Consider the following 21,137-nt stretch of genomic DNA (forward strand, 5'->3'; position numbering starts at 1 on the left):
TCCCCCTTTACTTCACTCAGGATCTGTTCGATGACCGTTCCCAACCTGTTCGACCTGACCGGCAAGATCGCCCTCGTCACCGGCGCGAGCCGGGGTATCGGCGCGGAAGCCGCCAAGCTGCTGGGCGCGGCCGGCGCGCACGTGATCGTGACCAGCCGCCGCATCGACGACTGCCGGCGGATCGCCGACGAGATCGCCGGCGACGGCGGCTCCGCGGAGGCGGCCGCGTGCCATATCGGCGAACTGGACCAGATCGACGCGCTGTACGCCGCCATCGAAGCGCAACACGGGCGGCTCGACGTGCTGGTCAACAACGCGGCGACCAATCCCTACTACGGCCCGATCGTCGACACCGGCGTGGACGTGTTCCAGAAAACCGTCGACGTGAACATCCGCGGCTACTTTTTCATGTCGAGCCACGGCGCGCGGCTGATGGCGAAGCGCGACGGCGGCTCGATCGTCAATGTCGCCTCGGTGAACGGCGTGATTCCGGGCGACCGGCAGGGCATCTACTCGATCACCAAGGCCGCCGTGATCTCGATGACGAAGGCGTTCGCGATCGAGTGCGCCGCGTCGGGCGTGCGCTGCAACGCGCTGCTGCCCGGCCTGACCGATACGAAGTTCGCGTCGGCGCTGACCAAGGCGCCGGAGGTGCTGAAGCAGGTGCTCGCGCACGTGCCGATGCGCCGCGCCGCGCAGCCGTCGGAGATGGCGGGCGCCGTGCTGTATCTTGCGTCGGCGGCGTCGAGCTATACCACGGGCGCCGTGCTCAACGTGGACGGCGGCTATCTGTCCGCGTGAGGGCGCGCCCGCGCATCGGCGCGGCGGCCCGCGGCCGCCGCACGGTTCCAATCTGACTATCCCGGAGTATCCATGACTCAAATCGCTGCGCGGCGTCTCGCCGGCAAATGTGCGTTCATCACAGGCGCGTCCGGCGGCCTCGGCCGCGCGATCGCCGCGCGGATGGCCGAACACGGCGCGAAGCTGTTCCTGACCGACGTGGTCGACGCCGTGGTGCTCGATGCGTTCGCGGCCGAACTGAACGCGGCGGCGGGCGCGCAAGTCGCGTGGTCCGCCGTGCAGGACGTGCGCGACGACGCGCGCTGGCAGGCGCTGCTCGCCGAAGCCAACGAGACGATGGGCGGGCTGTCGGTCCTCGTCAACAACGCGGGCGTCGGCTCGATCGGCACGGTCGAGCAGATCGGGCAGAAGGAATGGCGCCGCGTGATGGAGATCAACGTCGAGAGCATCGTGCTCGGCACGCGGCACGCATTGCCGTATCTGCGCGCGAGCCGGCCGGGATCGATCATCAACATCTCGTCGGTGGCCGCGTTCAAGTCGGAACCGGACTACACCGCGTACAACGCATCGAAGGCAGCCGTTGCGTCGCTGACCAAATCGGTTGCGGTCGATTGCGCGCGCCAGCAGATGGACGTGCGCTGCAACTCCATTCATCCGTCGTTCATCCGCACCGGCATCGTGGAGCCGTTCTTCCAGCAGATGGGCGAAAAGGACGCGATGCGCAAGCTCACGCGCGGGGTGCCGATGAAGCGTCTCGGCGAGCCCGACGACGTCGCGTACGCGGCCGTCTATCTCGCGTCGGACGAAAGCCGCTACGTGACCGCCGCCGAACTCGTGATCGACGGCGGCCTTTGTGCGATCTGACGCGCGCGCCGCGCCGTTTCCATTCCAACAGGTGATCTGACATGTCGACACTCATCAACCGGCAACTGTGTCTGAAGACGCGCCCCGAAGGGCGGGTCGGCCAGGAGCACTTCACGCTCGTCGAAGCGCCGCTGCCCGAGCTGGACGAGGGCGAGGTCCTGGTGCGCGTGCTGTATCTGTCGATGGACCCGACCAACCGGGTCTGGATGAGCGACATTCCGCAATACCTGCCGCCCGTCGCGATCGGCGAGGTGATGCGCGCGCTCGGCATCGGGCGCGTGGTGGCGTCCCGCTCGCCCGCGTTCGCGGCGGGCGATCTGGTGCAGGGGCTCGTCGGCTGGCAGGACTACGCGCGGATTCCGGCCGCGCAGGCGCCGCAGCTCTTGAAGCTGCCGGCGCAGCCGGGCCTGCCGATCCCGACGCTGCTCGGCGCTTGCGGAATGAGCGGGTTGACCGCGTATTACGGACTGACGGAGATCGCGCCGGTGCAGCCGGGCGAGACGCTGGTGGTGTCGGCCGCGGCGGGCTCGGTCGGCTCGATCGCCGGGCAGATCGGCAAGATCCACGGCGCGCGCGTGGTCGGCATCGCGGGCGGCCCCGACAAGTGCCGCTACCTGACCGACGAACTGGGCTTCGACGCGGCCGTCGACTACAAGGCCGACGACTGGAAGCAGGCGTTGAAGAGCGCGACGCCGGACGGCGTGCACGTCAATTTCGAAAACGTCGGCGGCGAGATCATGCGGGCGGTGCTGTCGCGCATGGTGATCGGCGGGCGGGTCGCGCTGTGCGGCGTGATCGCGAACTACAACAACAGCCGCCCGTCCGACGACGTCGGCGTGCTGATCGCGAAGCGCCTGACGATGCGCGGCTTCCTGATCCTCGATTACCGGAAGAGCCGGGAAGCCGTGCAGGCGCTCGGCGGCTGGCTGCGCGACGGCCGGCTCAAGGCGGAGGAAACCGTCGCGGACGGCCTGACGAATGCGCCCGACGTGCTGAACCGCCTGTTCGACGGCAGCCACCGCGGCAAGCTGGTGCTGCGCGTCGATCCGCAGGCCTGACGGGGCCGCCGCGCGCGGCTCAAGCGGCGCGGTGCCGGATAGGCGCGAGCACCGCGCGCATGGCGACCCGGGAAAAAGCGGAGATCGACGCGCTCGGCTTCGCTGCCGGTGGGGCGGCTTTCGCCGCTGCTGCCTATCGGGACCGGTCCGGCTCGACGCGCCGGGACCGACGAGGCAACGCAGTGTGGCCGCCCGGGCCGTCCGTCTACATTTGCTTCGTACAATTGATGAACACCGTCACGTTCCATGTGTAATTGGACGATCCGGGGAGCACCGGAATCGGATACGACACATATTTGGTCACGGTGCATTCATTGCTTTTATATCCCGCCTGAACGGCCGAAGTAACGGCACCTTGTACCGCCAGGTTGAACGCGTCCTGATAGGTGGGACGATTCGCCGAGCCGGAGAAAGTCTGAGTGACTTGTACGTTGGGGCTCACGTTCACCCCGTTGAGCGCGCCGCTCGCTTGAAGCTGCTTGATCTGATCGGATATGGACGGCCGCTCCGGCTCCGCGAACGACGGCGCAGCCATGGCCATGCCAACCACCATGAGCGTATTCATGGCGAGCGCAACGAAAACTTTTCTGTTCTTCATGACATCCCTTCTCTCGAGTGATGGGCGAACGAAATGATTCGTTTGGCGAAATGCCGATCTCCAGTCGCGTCATTGCTTCGATATTTTGTTGTATCCGCACGTTTGTTTTGGATTCCGTCGTGCGTTTGGCGGGGTGAATGCGCGGATCGATGGGTTCACGGGGCAGGCACCTCGCACGACAAATTCTAGGGTCGGCGGTATCGATTCGAGGTTTCTCTTCGTCCATATTTCTTGTCGATCCGTCCACGTCTGATCGCCCGCCGTCTTGCGTGCCGCGATACCTGGCGTGCTTCGGGAGACGGGGATCGTTCACGTTGAACGTGGGCATGTGCGTCGAACCGATTGGACTACACGGCTCGTGAGCGGGTGACGCGGCGCGGGTTTGCGCGCGAGGGCAGCGCATGCATGGACGGCGAGAGAAGCGAAATGGCGCCGTGGGATGAACCGCGGCGACGCGATGCCGGTCATCGGAGGATGGGGCCGCACGCCCGTTGCGGGTTCGGCGGCCGCTATCGCGGCAAGCGGGTACTGCGCGTCGATCCGCAGGCCTGACGGACGGGGCCGCCGCGCGCGACGCGCCGGTCAGCTGCCGGCCGGCGCGCGCGGCTCCATCAGCGTGTGCCGGAAATATTCGCGCACCGCGTGCATCGCCGGGCTGAATTCGGTATTGCGCCGCCACGCGAGCCCGACGCTCATCGGCGGTACCGGGTCGCGCAACTGCATGGTCTCGATCCGCCGCCCTTCGAGCGACCACGGCCGGTACACCATGTCCGACAGGATCGCGACGCCGCTGCCGTTCGCCACCATGCTGCGCACGGCCTCGACCGACGACGTGCGCAGTTTCACGTTGGGCCGGTACGGCGTTTCGTTCCAGTAACGCAGCGCGGTGTACGCGGCTTCGTCGACGGTCAGCATCACGAACGGCTCCGGCGCGACGTCCGCGAGCGTCACGCTGTCGCGCCGGAGCAGCGGATGCTGCGCGCACAGCCACAGCCGCCGCACCGAGTGGATCATCGGTTCGAGCATCAGCTCGGGATTCGCGACGTTCGATGTCAGCAGCACCGCCATGTCGTAGCGGCCGGCGATCAACCCTTCCTCGATCGATTCGCGGTTCAGCTCGTGCAGCTGGATCGCGAGGCGCGGATACAGCGTGCTCAGGCGCTGCAGATGGTGCGGCAGGAAATAGCCGAGCACCGTGTAGCTCGCGGCGAGCGTCAGCGTGCCGGTGAGCGTGCTTTCGAGATTCGGCGTGCGCATCGCCTCGTCGACCGACGACAGGATCGTGTACGCCTGGTTGAGGAAGCGCCGACCGGTGTTGGTCAGCGTGACGCCGGCGGCATTGCGCACGAACAGCTGCGTGCCGAGACTGTCCTCCAGCTCCTTGATCGCATGGGTGACCGCCGACTGCGAGATGGTCAGCTGGATCGCCGCCTGGGAGATCTGGCCGAGTTCCGCCGTCGCGACGAAGTACTTCAGTTGCCGCAAGGTCAACGCCATCGTGTCACCTGAAAAATCGATAATGCCCGAGGTAATTATCATATCTTTAAAAAATTCCGGCCGATATGGATAACGGCGCTGGTCGGCGCGGGCCGGGATGGGCTCCGACGAATCCGCAGCCCGGCCTTCGAGGTATCTGAAAAATAGATATGAGCGCATATAAAAATAGAACTATTTTGGCGACGGGCGGGGCGTTAAGGTGAATGCATCACCGGGCGCCGACGCGCACGGGACGTCAATCTAGGAGACCCTCAGCATGAAAAAGCACGTCGTCGACTTGAATTCCGACATGGGAGAAGGCTTCGGCCCGTGGAAGATCGGCGATGGGGTGGACGAGGCGATCATGCCGCTCATCAGCTCGGCCAACGTCGCCACCGGCTTTCATGCCGGCGACCCGAACATCATGGCGCTGACGGTGCAGCTCGCGAAACGCGCGGGCGTCGGCATCGGCGCGCATCCGGGCTTTCGCGACCTGGTCGGGTTCGGCCGCCGCACGATCGCGGAGACGCCGCAGGCGCTCGTCAACGACATCGTCTACCAGCTCGGCGCGCTGCGCGAGTTCGCGCGGCTGCACGGCGTCAGCGTGCAGCACGTGAAGCCGCACGGCGCGCTCTACATGCTCGCCGCGCGCGACGAGCAGCTGTCGCGGCTGCTCGTCGAAACGCTGCAGACGCTCGACCCGACGCTGCTGCTGTACTGCATGGAAGCCTCCGTCACCTGCCGGATCGCGCGCGAACTGGGCCAGCCGGTGGTGCGCGAGTTCTACGCGGACCGCGACTACGACAGCAGCGGCTCGATCGTCTTCACGCGGCGGGTCGGCCGGCTCGATCCCGCGCAGGTGGCCGCGAAGGTGCTGCGCGCGTGCACGGAAGGCCGCGTCGCGACCGTCGACGGCGCGGACATCGCGATCGATTTCGATTCGGTGTGCATCCATAGCGACACGCCCGGCGCGCTGCAACTGGTCGAGGCGACCCGCGCCGCGCTGATCCAGCACGACATCCGCATCGCCGCGCCGCTGCCCGCGTCCGCGCACTGAGATTCCGTTTGATTCGAGGAGTACCGAAAGATGGCACAGCATGAGATCGTCAGCCCGTTGCCGGGCACGTTTTACCGGCGCGCGTCGCCGGACGCCGCGCCGTATGTCGAGATGGGCGGCGTGATCGGCCGCGGCACGGTGGTCGGGATCGTCGAGGTGATGAAGCAGTTCAACGACATCGAGTCGCCGGTGGCGGGCACGGTGATCGAGATCCTGGTGGACGACGGCGAGCCCGTCGATGCCGGGCAGGTGTTGATGCGGGTCGAGGAGTGAGCGCGATGACGACGATCGAACCGGGCGCGGCGTTCTACCGGCCGCGCCGCATCCGCACCGTGCTGGTCGCGAATCGCGGCGAGATCGCGGTCCGGGTGATCCGCGCCGCGCGCGAGCTGGGCATGCGCGCGGTGGCCGTGTACAGCGACGCGGATCGCGACAGTCTCGCCGTCCGCCTCGCGGACGATGCGGTGCACATCGGTCCCGCCCACGCGGCGAAGAGCTATCTGAATCCGGATGCGATCGTGGCCGCCGCCCGCCAATGCGGCGCGGATGCCGTGCATCCGGGCTACGGCTTCCTGGCGGAAAACGCGGGATTCGCCGCGCAGGTCGAAGCGGCGGGACTGCTGTTCGTCGGGCCGGCACCGTCCACCATCGCGACGATGGGCGACAAGGCGAAGGCGCGCGAGACCGCGCAGCGCGCCGGCGTGCCGACGGTGCCGGGCAGCAACGGCGTGGTGATCTCGGCCGACGAGGCGCGCCGCGTCGCCGAGCGGATCGGCTATCCGGTGATGATCAAGGCGGCCGCGGGCGGCGGCGGCCGCGGCATCCGCATCGCGCACGACGCGGCGCAGCTCGACGCGGAGCTGCCGAGCGCGCAGCGCGAGGCGCAGGCGGCGTTCGGCGACGCGGGGGTCTACATCGAGCGTTTCATCGGCCGCGCCCGCCACATCGAGGTGCAGGTGCTGGGCGACGGACGGGATGCGATCCATCTGTTCGAACGCGAGTGCTCGCTGCAGCGGCGCCGTCAGAAGGTGCTGGAGGAAGCGCCGTCGCCGTCGCTGACCCCGGCGCTGCGCGAGGCGCTGTGCGCGTCCGCGACGCGGCTCGCCCGCGAAGTCGGTTATCGCAGCGCCGGCACGCTCGAATACCTGTTCGACGACGCGCGCGGCGAGTTCTATTTCATCGAGATGAATACCCGGATCCAGGTCGAGCATCCGGTCACGGAAGCCGTCACCGGCATCGATCTGGTGCGCGAGACGCTGCGCATCGCCGACGGCGAGCCGCTGCGGTTCCGCCAGGGCGACATCGCGCTGCGCGGCGCCGCGCTCGAATGCCGGATCAACGCGGAAGATCCCGACCATGATTTCCGGCCCGCGCCGGGCAGGATCGACGCGCTGACCTGGCCCGGCGGCCCGGGCGTGCGGATCGATTCGATGCTGTACCCGGGCTATGCGGTGCCGCCGTTCTACGATTCGCTGCTCGCCAAGCTGATCGTGTTCGACGAGAACCGCGCGGCGGCGCTCGCGCGGCTCGAGCGCGCGCTGAGCGAATTGCGGATCGACGGCGTGAAGACGACGGCGCCGCTGTTTCGCGCGCTGCTGGCCGACGGCGATATCCGCGCGGGCCGCTATCACACCAACTATCTGGAGGCCTGGATGCGCGCGCGGCGCGCGCCCATCGCGGGCCGCGACGGGGAGGCGGCATGACGCTGCGCTACACGTTCGGCGGCGACGAATTCATCTTCGTCGAGATCAGCGAGGAGATGTCGCTCGACGCGTTCTTCAAGGGCACGGCGATTACCCGCGAGCTGCAGCGGCGCCGGCCGGACGGCGTGCGCGAGATCTGTCCGGCCAACGCGTCGTACCAGGTCCGCTACGACCCGGACGTGATCGCGCCCGACGCGCTGCTCGCGTTGCTGAAGGAGATCGAGGTGCAGGCGGGCGCCGCGTCGCTGGAGATCGCGACGCGCATCGTCGAGGTGCCGGTGCTGTACAACGACCCGTGGACCCACGAGACGCTGATGCGTTTTCGCGAGCGCCACCAGGATCCGGCGTCGACCGATCTGGAGTACGCGGCGCGGATCAACGGGCTGCCCGACGTCGACGCGTTCATCGCCGCGCATTCGGGGTCGCCGTGGTTCGTGTCGATGGTGGGCTTCGTCGCGGGGCTGCCGTTCATGTTCCAGATGGTCGAGCGCGGCCGCCAGCTGCAGGTGCCGAAGTACCTGCGTCCGCGCACCGATACGCCGAAGCTGACGGTCGGCCACGGCGGCTGCTTCGGCTGCATCTACTCGGTGCGCGGCGCGGGCGGCTACCAGATGTTCGGCGTCACGCCCGCGCCGATCTTCGATCCCGGCCAGCGGCTCGACTATCTGCGCGAGTTCATGGTGTTCTTCCGGCCGGGCGATATCGTCCGGTTCAAGCCGATCGATCGCGCGACCTACGATGCGATGACCGCCGCCGTCGAAGCGGGTACGTTCTCGCTGCGGGTGCGGCCCGTGACCTTCTCGCTCGACGCGTTTCTGCGCGACCCCGATGCGTACAACCGTTCTCTCGTGGAGGCGCTCGATGCCGACTGATACCTTCGCCGCGATCGAGGTCGTGAAGCCGGGCCTCGCGACCTCGGTCCAGGATCTGGGCCGCGACGGCTACTACCACGTCGGCATTCCGCCGTCCGGCGCGCTCGACCGGTACGCATCGTGCGCGGCGAACCTGCTGGTCGGCAATCCGGAGAGCGCGGCCGTGCTCGAATGCACGCTGCTCGGGCCGCAGCTCTTGTTCCATGCCGATGCGCTGATCGCCGTGACGGGCGCCGAGATGACGCCGAAGATCGACGGCGCGAGCCAGTCCGGCAACGTCGCGCTGCGGATCCGCGCGGGCAGCACGCTGAGCTTCGAGTATGTGACGGGCGGCGCGCGCGCCTATCTCGCGGTCGCGGGCGGCATCGACGTGCCGGTCGTGCTCGGCAGCCGTTCGACCTACACGCTGGGCGCGATCGGCGGCCACGAAGGGCGGCGGCTGCAGAAGGGCGACCGGCTCGCGATCGGCGCGCCGACGGGCGCCGGGCGGGAGGGCGCTACCTTGCCGGAGGCGCTGCGCGCGCCGCTGGCGCGCGAGGTCGAACTGCGCGTGCTGCCCGGCCTGTATCACCATCGGCTGACCGACGCGTCGGCGCAAACCTTCTTCGACGATACCTGGACCGTCGGGTCCGAGGCGGATCGCATCGGCTATCGCTACAAGGCCGGCCGCCCGCTGCAATTCCACGAACGGGCGCAGCCGTTCGGCGCGGGCGCGGACCCGTCGAACATCGTCGACGCGTGCTATCCGATCGGCTCGATCCAGGTGCCGGGCGGCGTCGAGCCGATCATCCTGCATCGCGACGCGGTGTCGGGCGGCGGCTACGCGACGATCGGCACGGTCGTCAGCGCCGATCTGGACCTGATCGGCCAGATGCAGCCGAACCATCAGGCGCGCTTCGTGCGCGTGACGATGGAAGGCGCGCTCGCCGCGCGACGTGAAGCGCAGCGCCGGTTCGCGCTGCTGCGCGACGTGCTGCGACGTTGATCGTCCCGATCCGGACCGGCCGCCGGCAGGCGCGGCGCGGTCCGGGTCATGCCGGTTCTCCTTGCTACGAAACGGAATGCCCGCGCGGCCGACGGCCGCGCGGCGGGTGCGCGCACGTCGCGCGGTGCCCTGACATCGGTTGCCCGCCATCGCGGCGTCGGGGCAGCCCTGCGCGTCCGCATCCGCGGGCCGCCGCCGAGACGAAACGCCGTTTCCTCGTTTTGCAGAGGCATCCAGGAGCACGATCATGGCCGATACGGCACAAGCACGAGAATCCGGCGATCTCGACCTGTCGACGAACGCGATTCCCGACCACGCGCGGATGCCCGCGTTCGCGCTGACGATGGCGTGGTGGGCGGTATGCAGCGCGGTGTTCTACATCGTCGTCGGCGCCACGCTCGCGCTGACCTACGGGGCGCGCAACGCGCTGATCGGGATGGCGCTGTCGGTGGTGTCGTACGGCGCCGTCAACGCCGTCATCAGCCGCTATGCGATCCGTACCGGGCTGTCGGTCGCGCTGTTCTCGCGGCTGCTGTTCGGCAGCGCGGGCGCGGCGCTCGCGACGCTGATCTTCTTCGCGACCGCGATCTACTACGCGGTGTTCGAGGGCTCGGTGATCGCGGTGGCCGCGCATCACCTGTTTCCGGCGCTCGACTATCGATGGGCCGCGCTGATCGTGGTCTGCTACAGCGTGCCGCTGATCTTCGGCAGCGTGCAGCACTGGCTCGACAAGTTCAACGGCGTGCTGCTGCCGTTCTATCTGCTCGGCCTGCTCGCGGCGGTGGCGCTGGCGACGCGCGAGTACGGCTACAACCCGGCGTGGCTCGATTTCGGGCCGGCCGGCGCGGCGCCGGCGGACGGCTGGTGGCACTGCTTCGTCTACTACATGGGCGTGTGGGTGCTGATGATGTTCACGTTCGACTATGCGCGCTTCGGCCGCCGCGCGGATGCCGTCTATCACGGGCGCTTCAACTTCGGCATGCCGTTCTATCTCGTGACCTTCCTGCTCAACGGCGCGGCGGGCATCTATCTGGTCAGCACGATCCCGGGGCTGGGCACGCTGTCCGAAGTCTCCGTCGTGCTCGCGCTGCTGAAGCTGATGGGGCTGTGGGGGCTGCTGTTCGTGTGGGTCACGCAGTCGCGGATCAATACCGCGAACTACTATCTCGCCGCGATCAACATGCAGGCGTTCTTCGGCAAGGTCGCGGGCTGGCGCGCGCCGAAGTTCGTCTGGGCGCTGATCGTCGGCGCGGCCGTCTACGCGCTGATGCTGGCCGACGTGTTCTCGAGGCTGCTGCAGGCGCTCGCGTATCAGGGGATCTTCGTCGTCGCGTGGGTCGGCGTCGCGCTCGCGCACATCCTGTCGGCGCGTCGCGATGCGCCGGCCGACGAAGCGTTCGCCGGGGGCGACGCGGGGGTGCCCGCGCTCAATCCGGGCGGACTCGCGGCGTGGTTCGCGGGGGCGTTCGCGGGACTGTTGCTGATGAATCTGACGGGATTCGCCCAGACGCTGTCGGCGCCGGCGAGCTTTGTCGTGTCGTGGCTCGTGTATCGGGCGATGCGGGGCGCGGTGGAGCGAGGCGGGTTCGTTCGCGAGCGTTAGGGGGAAGAGGGCACGGCGGCCTCGCGCGGGCCGTCGGGTAGCGAGTGTCGGCCGGGGCTTGTTTCGAGATGCGCGCGCCGATCGGGCGACGGCGCCGGGAGGATGACAGGCGACGCTTCTAATCGGCCATTCGGTACGGAAAAATGGAAAATCAAATATCGCTGTAAGCCTCATCGATTATCATTCCCCGCCAAGCAAAAAAAGCGGAATTCCGATTCCCATATAACGCTCAGTATCGGGGAAATGAGCATGCGTAAGAGCCTGTTTTTTCTATCCTTGTGTCTGGTGCTTTTTGCCCGGATCGCGATGTCCGCTCCCTCGTCGGGCCAGGACGACATTCAGCGGGTCCAGGAGCAGATCCATGCGCTGGACAAGGACGTCGCCAACTTCAAGGAGATGTCGAACCAGCGGCTGGATGCGCAGGACAAGCGCATCGGGGATCTGGGCGTCTCGACATCCCAGCAGGCCAACTACATGGGCGCGATCTCGAATCTGTCGACGCTGGTTGGGGTGGGGATCACGTCCATTGTCACGCTCATTGCGATCGTTGCCGGTTTCGCGGTGTATTTCAGCGCGAAGAATCGTGCCGTCCATGAGGCCAAGGAAGCCGCGCAGCAATGGCTCAAAGAGAATAGCGACGGACTGCACAATCAAATTCAGTCGCTGCGGGACGAGACGGCTTCGCTCGAATTGCAGCTTTCGGCATTCCAGAAAAAGGCAGCGGAAGCGGCCACGGAAATCGACAAGCGAAAGACGGAAGTCATGGATCACGTGGAGAAAGCGCATCGCGAGCTGGATGAGGCTGCCCAGAAAATCCTGTCGAGGCCGGATAGCGAAGCCGAAGCCCAGGTGCCGCAGCCTTCGACCGATGCGCAAGCCCTGCACATCGTGCGTGAAACCAGCGAGGCGCTTGAAGCGGTACCGGAGAACGAATTCACCGCCGAGGATCATCTTGCGCGCGGGCTGAACGAATATGTGGCCACTCGCTTCGATTCGGCTTTGCTGAGTTTCGGCAAGGCTTTGGCGCATGCGGGCGCGGAGAAGCTTCTGCCGGAGCGGCACGCGCTGCTCATGTTTGCGCGGGCCATCACGCTCGGGGAATTGGGCCGCGACGAAGATGAAATTGCCGCCTATGACGAGATCGATCGGCGTTACGGTCAGGATGACAGTCCGGCGCTGCGTGAGCAGGTCGCCAAAGCCCTCTACAACAAAGGGATCACGCTCGGCCAACTGGATCGTGGCGAAGATGCAATTGCGGTCTATGACGTCGTCGACCGGCGTTATGGTACGGACGACAGCCCCGTTCTAAGAGCGCAGGTTTCCAAGGCGCTTTATAACAAGGGCTATCGATTGGGGCAGCTGGGTCGCGGTGAGGATGCCGTTGCTGCCTACAGCGAGGTCGATCGGCGTTACGGTCGGGACAGCAGCCCCGTATTGCGTGAGCAGGTCGCCAAGGCGCTTTTCAACAAGGGGGCCCGGCTGGGCATGCTTGACCGCGGCAAGGAGGCGATTGTCGTCTACGATGAGGTCGATCGGCGTTACGGTGGGGATCGCCCCCCGGTCCTGCGCGAACAGGTTGCCAAAGCGCTCGTCAACAAGGCGATTGCGCTCAGCCAACTGGGGCTTAGTGAAGACGCGATCGCCGTTTATGATGAAATCGATCGGCGATACAGTCAGGACGATAACGTCGCGATGCGCGAGCGGATCGCCCGAGCACTCGATAGTGGCGCCTTTCTTCGGATACGCCTGGCCAAGCAGTATTGGGCGGATGAAGCAAGGCGCGGGGAACTGCTGGCGCTTGCCGTCGCCGCGCTGGAGCGCGCACGGGGCCAGTGTGCGGAAGTGCGCCGCTCCGTTGTACTGGGCAATCTCGGCTACGCGCTGTTCCTTTCCGGCGAACCCGATCGGGCAACGGAGCCGACTCGCGAGTGTCTGCGTCTGGACGGGGCGAAAGCGCTGAAAAAGCTGCGCGACAACACGCAAGAACACCGCATTGAGCCGCAAGACGCGGATTACGCGAAACTGCTCGATCAGGTATGGGATGCGTTGCATCCGAAGGGTTGAGCGCTTACGCCGTGACGCGTGCGGTGTCGCCTCGCTGCGGGGGACGCCGGATTCAACCTGATTCACCCCCTGTCCGCTCCAGGCTGAATGCGAGCGCTCGTTGTCGGGTGTCCCTCGCGAATGTCGCTAACGTCTCCGGGGGGTTTCTCATCTTTCCCGCCAATCCGTAAAAAAGATTCATCGCGGATTTTCGGGGAAGGTGGAGTCGAACGCCGGTGTTCGGCCCACTCCGGACGCCGGTACGCGAACCACCTTGGCTGCTGACGTCGCCGTTGAAATGATCTGCGCGCGAAGGTCCGTTACCTGGTCTCAGCAGGCATTCGAGCGTCCGCGTCAAAGCGTCGGCCAACGGCCGTAGATGGTCAGCAAGCGACACCCCCACCCATCCCCAAAGAACCAAAAAAAACGCCACGGCACAAGCCGTGGCGCGGATGAATTCCAGTCAGGAGGGGGGGTATGACTGGAGGGTCTGGCCGCTCCGGAAACAGCGCGGCATGGGACCGCGAAGCGATGAATCCGAAGCAGGCTCCATTGTTCGAGGGCGGTTGGGGCAAGTCAATTTCGGCAAATTAAGCTTGCTTACCGCATATTGCATCTGTATCAGCGCGCGCCGTCGCATCGCGGGACAAGCAGCGCGCATCCGGTCGCAATGCCATGCGGGGCGGAGATCCGGACGGCATACGCGGTTGCATCGTCCCGACGGGAATTGTTACGCGGACGCGCGTCGGCGCTTCGTAAGCCGTGCCGATTCATCGCAAGCGGCCCGCATCGGGACCGGATGCCGACGTGGCCGCATTGCGCTGACGAATCCTCATGCCCCACAGAATCACGACCGCGCTCGCGAGCGTGAAGCCGACACACATCCACGCGATCGGCTTCATCCCGAGATGCAGAAAAGGCGCGACGGCCTGCGTCGCGAGCGCCGCGCCGCCCAGCGCGAAGAACATCAGCAGGCCGGCCGCGCGGCCCGCCATCGAAGGCTCGGCCGCCAGCGCGCGCGCCATCGAACCCGGCCCGCGCAAACCGAGCGATCCGCAGAACAGCATCCACACGATGACGACGAGCGCCGGCGAACGCCAGTCCGCATAGGCGAGCAGCATGAACCCCGCGGCGGCGGCGATCTGCAGGATCGCGCCGAGCGCGATCACCCGGTCGAGGCCGTGGCGATCCGACCAGCGGCCGCTGCGGGCCGCGGTCGCGATGAACGCGGCGACACCGCAGGCTTGCAGCACGGCAAACGTCGACGGTCCCTCGCCGAGCCAAAGCTCGACCATCTGCGGCGCGCTCGCGACGAACGCGAGCAGCGCGGCGAAACACAGCGCATGTCCCATCGCATAGCCGAGGTAGGCCGGCGAGCACAGCAGGCGGCGATAGCTGCCGGCCGGCGCATCGTGGGGCACGGCCGGCGCTTTGGCCGGAATCGAGCGCAGCACCTGCGGCATGACGATCACGGACAGGATCGCGATGATCCAGAACGTCGCGCGCCAGTCGGCGACCAGCAGCAGCGCCGCGCCCGCGACCGGGGCGAGCCCCGGCACGACGCTTTCGAGGATGCCGAGCCACGCGAGCGCGCGCACCGCGCGGCTGTCGTCGAAATTCTGCCGGATCAGCGTGGGAACGACGACCATCGCCGCGCCCACGCCGAAACCTTGCGCGACGCGCGCCGCGATCAGCGTGCCCATCGACGGCGCCAGCGCGCACACGACGCCCGCCGCGATTTGCAGCAGCATCGCGAAGATAAGGGTCCGGCGACTGCCGAAATGATCGGCGGCGGCGCCCCAGACGAGTTGCGAGACGGCCAGCGCGGCCGAGAACGCGGCGAGCGTCGCCTGCGCGCTCGCGATCGAACCGCCCAGTTGCGCGGGCAGCGACGGGACGGCGGGGAGATACAGATCGGTGGCCAGCAGGCCGATGGCGGTCAGGAGCGCCAGGGGAAGAATGGTTCGGACGGATGGCATGCGCGGTTCTGAAAGGCGTTCGTCAAAGCTTGGAGCGCCCGACAGTATCACGATGCGTCGCCGGCGGCGGACTTTCCCTTTCGGCCGCCGGGCGGCATCGCGAGCGGTAGTGCTGCCCGATCCGCAAGCCGATTCACGATTGGCTGACTGTTCTCCTCGGGATGGATGAGGATCGTAAGGGAATGGTGACAGGATTTGAAATGATATAACATATCTGATCGTGCGTTGCTCGCCGGTTTGGCTCCGGCTTCCCTGCCGGCAAGGCGGCAACGGCTTCGATCAGAGGGGGCGCCATGCGTCATGGTGTCGATACGTTATATCGTTTCTGTGTCCGGACTGCCGGTCCGGCCGCGCCGCTGCCCGCTCTGCCGTTCACCCAATCATTCACCGACCACACATTGTGATGCGCGACCACCCTCGTCCCGATCTAGCTTCGCTTCGCAAGCTGCCCCCTTTTTCGCTGATGCTGATGGCGAGCCTCGCGTACGGCCAGACGGCCAGCCCGCCGCCCGGCGCCGGCGCGTCGACGGTCCCGGGCGGCACGCTCGCGCCGGTGTTCGTGACGGCCAATCCGCTGGGCGATACCGACCTGATCGCACCGACCGCGTCGCTGTCCGGCGACGCGTTGACGCTGCGCCGCGCCGATTCGCTCGGCGAAACGCTGAACGGGTTGCCGGGCGTATCGACGACCACCTATGGCCCGATGGTGGGCCGGCCGATCATCCGCGGGATGGACGGCGACCGGATCAGGCTGTTGCAGAACGGCGTGGCGGCCTATGACGCGTCGTCGCTGTCCTACGATCACGCGGTGCCGCAGGATCCGCTGTCGATCGAACGCGTCGAGATCGTGCGCGGCCCGGCCGCGCTGCTGTACGGCGGCAACGCGGTCGGCGGCGTCGTGAACACGATCGACAACCGCATTCCCCGCGAGGCGCTGCAGGGCGTGAGCGGCGCGCTCGACGCGAGCTACGGCGGCGCGAACAACGCGCGCGCGGGCGCCGCGATGGTCGAGGGCGGCAACGGCCGCTTCGCGTTCCACGCGGATGTCTTCGATCGCGAGACCAGCAAGCTGCGCATTCCGGGGTACGCGCATTCGGAGCGCCAGCGCGCGCTCGACGGCCCGGACGCGAGCGAGCCGTACGGCAACATCCCGAACAGCGACGGCCGCTGGCACGGCGGCTCGGTCGGCGGGTCGTACACGTGGGCCGACGGCTACGCGGGCCTGTCGTACAACGGCTTCGAGTCGAACTACGGTTCGGTCGCGGAAAGCGACGTGCGCCTGCGGATGCGCCAGGAGCGGGTGGCCTTCGCGTCCGAGGTGCGCAACCTGAGCGGGCCGTTCTCGCAGCTGAAATTCGACTTCGCGTACACCGACTACGAGCACAAGGAGATCGACAACGGCGAAACCGGCACGACGTTCCGCAATCACGGCTACGAGGCGCGTATCGAGGCGCGGCATCGGCGGATCGGACCGCTGGAGGGCGCGATCGGCGTGCAGGTCAGCCAGAACACGTTCTCGGCGCTCGGCGAGGAAGCGCTCGTGCCGACCTCGCAAACCACTAATGTCGCGCTGTTCGGCCTGGAAGAGTGGCAGGCCACCGATGCGCTGAAATTCAGCCTCGGCGGCCGCATCGAGCATGTGAAACTCGATCCGACGCCGGCCGGCAACGCGCGCTTCGCGGGCGCGAAGACGCGCGACTTCAACGCGGGCAGCGTGTCGGCGGGCGCGCTGTACAAGCTCACGCCGGTGTGGTCGCTGGCGGGCAACGTGTCGTATACCGAGCGCGCGCCGACCTTCTACGAGCTGTACGCGAACGGACCGCACGACGCGACGGGCCAGTACCTGATCGGCAATCCCGACGCGCAGAAGGAGAAGGCGGTCTCGACCGACCTGTCGCTGCGCTACGCGAGCGGGCCGAACCGAGGCAGCGTCGGCGTGTTCTACAGCCGCTTCACGAACTACCTGACCGAGTACAACACGGGACGCCGGGTCGACGACGACGGCGACGTGGTCGCGCCGGGCACCGACGATGCGTTGAACGAAGCGATCTATCGCGGCGTGCGCGCGGAGTTCTACGGCGTCGAGCTGGACGGCAAGTGGCGCGTCTACGAGAAGGGCGCGCACCGGCTCGATCTCGAACTGACCGCCGACTACACGCACGCGCGCAACGCGCAGACGGGCGAGCCGCTGCCGCGCATCGCGCCGCTGCGCGCGACGCTCGCCGCCGACTACGGCTACGGCCCGTTCGGCGCGCGCGCGCAGGTCACGCACGCGTGGGCGCAGCACCGCGTCCCCGAGAACGATCTGTCGACCGACGGCTACACGTCGCTCGGTCTGGTCCTGACGTACAAGTTCCGGATGGGGCCGACGCACTGGCTCGCCTATCTGCGCGGCGACAACCTGACCAACCAGGAGATCCGCTACGCGAGTTCGGTGGTGCGCAACATCGCGCCGCAGGGCGGGCGCAGCGTGATGGTGGGGATGCGCACGACGTTCTGAGCGACGAGGCGAGGTAGCCGGGAGGGGGGCGCGGGCGCCACCCCCCGCCCCCCCCCCGGGGGGGGGGCGGGGCCCCCCCCCCCGCCGCCCCCCCCCCCCCCCGGGGGGGGGGCGGGGCCCCCCCCCCCGCCGCCCCCCCCCCCCCCCGGGGGGGGGGCGGGGCCCCCCCCCCCGCCGCCCCCCCCCCCCCCCGGGGGGGGGGCGGGGCCCCCCCCCCCGCCCGCCTCCCGCCGCACCGCGTGTCCGGCCCGCCGGGCCTCCGATCCGGAGGGGGCGGGCCTCTTCTTTTCGGCGGCGATACTTTGTAAGATAGGCGCTCGCTGAACGTGGCCGAATGCAGCGAGCGATGTCCGTCGAAGCAGAAAACAGCCGTGAACCAATCCTCCCCGACATGCCTGACAGAGTGAAGCCATGAACCTTCTTTCCGCCATCCGCCGCGCCACGTTCGTGTCGCTGCTGGCCGCCGGTTCGGTGTGTGCCGCCGCGCCGCTGTGCCAGTCGCAGACGATCGGCGCGCACACGTCCAAGATCTGCATCGAACAGACGCCGTTCAAGCACGACTACTACACGCTGTGGGTCGATAACGCGCCGGTGCTGATGCTGCCCGACGACTACATCGAGAAGGTGTCGCTCACGCATACGGTGCCGGAGGACGCGTCGGTCGAATTCCCGCTGTCGAAACAAGGCACGCCGACCGTCACGATCGCGGGCGGCTGCATGCCCGTCAGCGAGACGCAGGGCAAGGGCGCGGAGACGGTCAACGTCGAGACCGGCCGAGTCTGCACCTTCAACTGGGGCAAGGCGTCGATCATCAAGGACTTGCGCTTCAGCTTCGAGTGAACGGCATCTCGCGCCGCCCATGAAAAAACCCGGCCTGATGCGCCGGGTTTTTTCAACTGCGGGGCGCGTGTTCCGCCTTTACTGCTCGTCGGCCTGCTCGGTGCGCGAGAAGATGTCCCAGCTCGCCATGAACAGCGCGGCGACGAGCGGCCCGATCACGAAGCCGTTGATGCCGAACAGCGCCATGCCGCCGAGCGTCGAGATCAGCACCACCCAGTCGGGCATCTTCGTGTCCTTGCCGACCAGGATCGGGCGCAGCAGATTGTCGACGAGGCCGATCACGCCGACGCAGAACGCGACCAGGATCACGCATTTCCAGATCTCGCCCGCCATCAGGAAGTAGAGCGCGGCCGGCACCCAGACCAGCCCCGCGCCGATCGCGGGCAGCAGCGACAGGAACGCCATCAGCGACGCCCACAGGATCACGCCCTGGATGCCGAGGATCCAGAAAATCAGCCCGCCCAGCGCGCCCTGCACGGCCGCGACCGCGATGTTGCCCTTCACGGTCGCGCGCACGACGGTCGTGAACTTGGTCAGCAGGTGCTGCTTGTGATCCTCGTCGAGCGGCAGCGCGCGGCGCACCCGGCGGCCGATCTCGCCGCCGTCGCGCAGCAGAAAGAACACCAGATACAGCATCACGCCGAAGCTCACGACGAACTGGAACGTGTTCTGCCCGATGCTGAACGCCTGGGCGGCGACGAACTGGCTGATCGCCGCGGCGCCGTCGGTCAGCTTCTTCTGGATGCTCGGGATGTCGGTCAGCCCGAAGTTGCCCAGGAGGCGCTGGACCGAGTGGGGCAGCGCGTGCACGCCTTCCTGGAAGTACTGCGTGAGATTCGGCTGGATCGTCTTGATCTGCTGGTACGCATAGGCGATTTCCTGCACCAGCGTGCCCATCACGAACACGAGCGGCAGGATCACGATCAGGACGATGAGCAGCAGCGTGACCAGCGCGGCGAGATTGCGGCGCTTGCCGAAGCGGGCGGCCAGCCAGCGCTGCACCGGCTGGAACAGGATCGCCAGGATGGTGCCCCAGAAGATCGCGCCGAAGAACGGCAGCAGGATCCAGCACAGCCCGACGGTGACGACGAACAGCAGAAGATGGAAGAATTTTTGGTGATCGTTTCCGCTATCCATAATGTGCTCAGGAGAGGAAAGTGAATCGGAGAGGCGTCCGTCCGGCCGGGGCGCATCTCCGCGCGATGCCCGGAGTATGCCTGCAACACCTGTCGGTTGATAGATGCGCGTCGCGGTATCCCGCCGCCATGAGAAACGCCGCGGCATGGGAGCCGCGGCGAACCGGGTACAGCATCGGATGCGGCGCATCGCGCCGCGTGCCGTCAGATCTTCAGGCGCGTGACCTTGGTGCCGTTGACGGACAGGTCGCCCATCAGGCCGGCGTTGGTCAGCACGATCACGTCGACGGGGGCCGTCGCGGTGGTCGTGTCGATCGCGCCGTTCGCGCCCATCTTCACGAGCGCCACCGAGGCGTCGCCGCCGGCCGACCAGCCGTCCGAGCCGCGGAATTTGTCGAGCGCGTCCTGGGTCATGAACAGGAAGATGACCGCCTTCGACTGCGCGCCCGCCTGCAGGCCGACCGACAGCGACGACGTGTTGTAGTAGCCGACGGTGCTGCCGCCGACGCGCAGCGCGCCGTTGCCCGATTGCGCGCCGACGATGAACCCGGCTTGCAGCACGCTCGGGAACACGAGCACGCCGCGCGACTTGCCGACCAGCTCGCGCGCGCCCGGCACCGTCGAGTAGAGGCGCGACAGCGTCGCATCGACGCTCGCGTTGATCGACTGACGCGTGGAGGCGTCGGTCGACGCGGTCGCCGGCTTGTCGGGCGTGGTGGTGCAGCCCGCGAGGGCGAGGCTGCCGAGCACGACCGCTGCCGCGGCTTTCATCACAAGGGCTTTACGCATGGTTTTTTCTCCATCGTTGTAGGGTAGGCGTTGAACGAAAGCGTCAACTCGGGTTTAACGGCGGGCCAGCAGCAGGCCCGCGACAAAGGCGAGACCGGCGACGACGCCGGCGGTTTGCCAAGGATTTTCGCGCACGACCTGCGAGACCCGTTCGGCCGATTCGCGCAGCCGGTACGACGCGCTTTCCGTCGCGTCCTCGAGCGTGCCGCGGGCCTCTTCGAGGCGGCCCTGCAGGCGTTTGCGCAGCGCCGCGACGTCGACGTCGTCCTTGTCCTTCAGCAGATCCTCGATTTCATCGACCAGCGAGCGCATGTCGTCCTTGACATCCGCATGCAGGTCGCGAGCCGCGGAGCGCGTGCTGCGCGCAACCCGGCGGCCGGTGCGGCGGACTTCGGAGAGGCCGCGGTCCAGCTTGTGTTCGACATTGTCGGTAAGCGCCATGATGGTCGTTCTCCCAGTAGTGAATTGGATGACAGGATGTGTCGATGAAGCGAACCACTGCGGTGGTGTGATTCGCTTTCCCGCCCCGAGTTTCGCAAGCGCCGTGCCAGTGCCCGGCGAGATGCGCCGAAAGCCTTGCGGGACAAGGCCTGGCGGGAGGTGAAACAAAACGTTAGGAAATGTTTGCCGGGGGATGCGCTGGAAAATTTTGCCGGGGTGGCGCGCATTCGTGCCGGTAAATTCGCCAAGGGTCGGCCGGATGCGCGCGTGTCCGGACGACCGGCCCGGCACGCCGCGGGAGGCCGTGCGCGGCCGCCGTCCGCGCGGATGCGGGCGCCGCGTTGCCGTGCTACCTTCACGGCAACGCGGCTGGCATTACTCGTGCTTTTCCG

The 21,137-nt window shown here is 67.3% G+C and carries 18 protein-coding genes; 12 read left to right on the plus strand and 6 right to left on the minus strand.

Translation table 11 applies throughout. The features are described from left to right. Window positions 1-30: 30 nt before the first annotated feature. From RZR99_RS23055 to RZR99_RS23065, 3 genes are all read left to right on the plus strand, one after another. Entirely contained in the window at window positions 31-801 is a 771-nt protein-coding gene (locus RZR99_RS23055; protein ID WP_323122087.1) for an SDR family oxidoreductase, read from the plus strand. Window positions 802-873: 72 nt separating this feature from the next. Then, the gene (locus tag RZR99_RS23060; RefSeq protein ID WP_323122088.1) at window positions 874-1,665 is read left to right on the plus strand and encodes an SDR family oxidoreductase; all 792 of its coding nucleotides are present in this window, start codon (window positions 874-876) and stop codon (window positions 1,663-1,665) included. 41 nt (window positions 1,666-1,706) lie between these two features. Further along, a complete protein-coding gene (locus tag RZR99_RS23065) occupies window positions 1,707-2,723 on the plus strand; it encodes an NADP-dependent oxidoreductase (protein WP_323122089.1) in 1,017 nt (338 codons plus the stop codon). Between the two features lie 205 nt (window positions 2,724-2,928). On the opposite strand, the gene RZR99_RS23070 is transcribed toward RZR99_RS23065, so the two are convergent. After that, window positions 2,929-3,321 carry a hypothetical protein gene (locus RZR99_RS23070; RefSeq protein ID WP_323122090.1) on the minus strand — a complete coding sequence of 131 codons (393 nt, stop codon included), beginning with the start codon at window positions 3,319-3,321 and terminating at the stop codon, window positions 2,929-2,931. A 582-nt stretch (window positions 3,322-3,903) separates the two neighbouring features. Next, a complete protein-coding gene (locus RZR99_RS23075; protein WP_323122091.1) occupies window positions 3,904-4,818 on the minus strand; it encodes a LysR family transcriptional regulator in 915 nt (304 codons plus the stop codon). 256 nt (window positions 4,819-5,074) lie between these two features. On the opposite strand from RZR99_RS23075, the gene RZR99_RS23080 reads away from it, so the two are divergent. The 7 genes from RZR99_RS23080 to RZR99_RS23110 all read left to right on the plus strand — a co-directional run bounded on the left by RZR99_RS23080 (window position 5,075) and on the right by RZR99_RS23110 (window position 13,081). Beyond that, window positions 5,075-5,854 (plus strand): 5-oxoprolinase subunit PxpA, encoded by a 780-nt coding sequence (locus tag RZR99_RS23080; RefSeq protein ID WP_323122092.1) that lies wholly within the window; start codon window positions 5,075-5,077, stop codon window positions 5,852-5,854. Between the two features lie 30 nt (window positions 5,855-5,884). Then, window positions 5,885-6,127 (plus strand): acetyl-CoA carboxylase, encoded by a 243-nt coding sequence (locus RZR99_RS23085; RefSeq protein ID WP_323122093.1) that lies wholly within the window; start codon window positions 5,885-5,887, stop codon window positions 6,125-6,127. 5 nt (window positions 6,128-6,132) lie between these two features. After that, on the plus strand, window positions 6,133-7,557 hold the full coding sequence (locus RZR99_RS23090; protein WP_323122094.1) for an acetyl-CoA carboxylase biotin carboxylase subunit: 1,425 nt from the start codon (window positions 6,133-6,135) through the stop codon (window positions 7,555-7,557). Then, a complete protein-coding gene (locus tag RZR99_RS23095; RefSeq protein WP_323122095.1) occupies window positions 7,554-8,429 on the plus strand; it encodes a 5-oxoprolinase subunit B family protein in 876 nt (291 codons plus the stop codon). Before RZR99_RS23090 ends, RZR99_RS23095 begins: the two co-directional genes overlap by 4 nt. Continuing rightward, on the plus strand, window positions 8,419-9,414 hold the full coding sequence (locus RZR99_RS23100; protein ID WP_323122096.1) for a 5-oxoprolinase subunit C family protein: 996 nt from the start codon (window positions 8,419-8,421) through the stop codon (window positions 9,412-9,414). The genes RZR99_RS23095 and RZR99_RS23100 overlap by 11 nt, the downstream gene beginning before the upstream one ends. 247 nt (window positions 9,415-9,661) lie before the next feature. Beyond that, entirely contained in the window at window positions 9,662-11,017 is a 1,356-nt protein-coding gene (locus RZR99_RS23105; protein WP_323122097.1) for a purine-cytosine permease family protein, read from the plus strand. Between the two features lie 249 nt (window positions 11,018-11,266). Continuing rightward, window positions 11,267-13,081 (plus strand): tetratricopeptide repeat protein, encoded by a 1,815-nt coding sequence (locus RZR99_RS23110; protein WP_323122098.1) that lies wholly within the window; start codon window positions 11,267-11,269, stop codon window positions 13,079-13,081. A 749-nt stretch (window positions 13,082-13,830) separates the two neighbouring features. Here the strand turns inward: RZR99_RS23110 and RZR99_RS23115 are convergent. Then, window positions 13,831-15,039, minus strand: coding sequence for an MFS transporter (locus RZR99_RS23115; protein ID WP_323122099.1), 1,209 nt, complete (start codon window positions 15,037-15,039; stop codon window positions 13,831-13,833). A 403-nt stretch (window positions 15,040-15,442) separates the two neighbouring features. Between RZR99_RS23115 and RZR99_RS23120 the strand changes: the two genes are divergently transcribed. Both RZR99_RS23120 and RZR99_RS23125 read left to right on the plus strand, forming a co-directional pair. Then, on the plus strand, window positions 15,443-17,539 hold the full coding sequence (locus RZR99_RS23120) for a TonB-dependent receptor (protein ID WP_323122100.1): 2,097 nt from the start codon (window positions 15,443-15,445) through the stop codon (window positions 17,537-17,539). Window positions 17,540-17,950: 411 nt separating this feature from the next. After that, window positions 17,951-18,379 (plus strand): hypothetical protein, encoded by a 429-nt coding sequence (locus RZR99_RS23125; RefSeq protein ID WP_323122101.1) that lies wholly within the window; start codon window positions 17,951-17,953, stop codon window positions 18,377-18,379. A 78-nt stretch (window positions 18,380-18,457) separates the two neighbouring features. Here RZR99_RS23125 and RZR99_RS23130 read toward each other — a convergent pair whose 3' ends face one another. From RZR99_RS23130 to RZR99_RS23140, 3 genes are all read right to left on the minus strand, one after another. Beyond that, complete coding sequence (locus tag RZR99_RS23130) at window positions 18,458-19,516, minus strand: AI-2E family transporter (protein ID WP_323122102.1); 1,059 nt, start codon at window positions 19,514-19,516, stop codon at window positions 18,458-18,460. A gap of 203 nt (window positions 19,517-19,719) precedes the next feature. Continuing rightward, window positions 19,720-20,304 (minus strand): BPSL1445 family SYLF domain-containing lipoprotein, encoded by a 585-nt coding sequence (locus RZR99_RS23135; protein ID WP_323122103.1) that lies wholly within the window; start codon window positions 20,302-20,304, stop codon window positions 19,720-19,722. A 54-nt stretch (window positions 20,305-20,358) separates the two neighbouring features. After that, window positions 20,359-20,745, minus strand: coding sequence for a DUF883 family protein (locus RZR99_RS23140; protein ID WP_323122104.1), 387 nt, complete (start codon window positions 20,743-20,745; stop codon window positions 20,359-20,361). Window positions 20,746-21,137 lie beyond the last annotated feature (392 nt).

It is taken from the genome of Burkholderia alba, from assembly GCF_034721475.1.
GTDB lineage: Bacteria > Pseudomonadota > Gammaproteobacteria > Burkholderiales > Burkholderiaceae > Burkholderia > Burkholderia alba.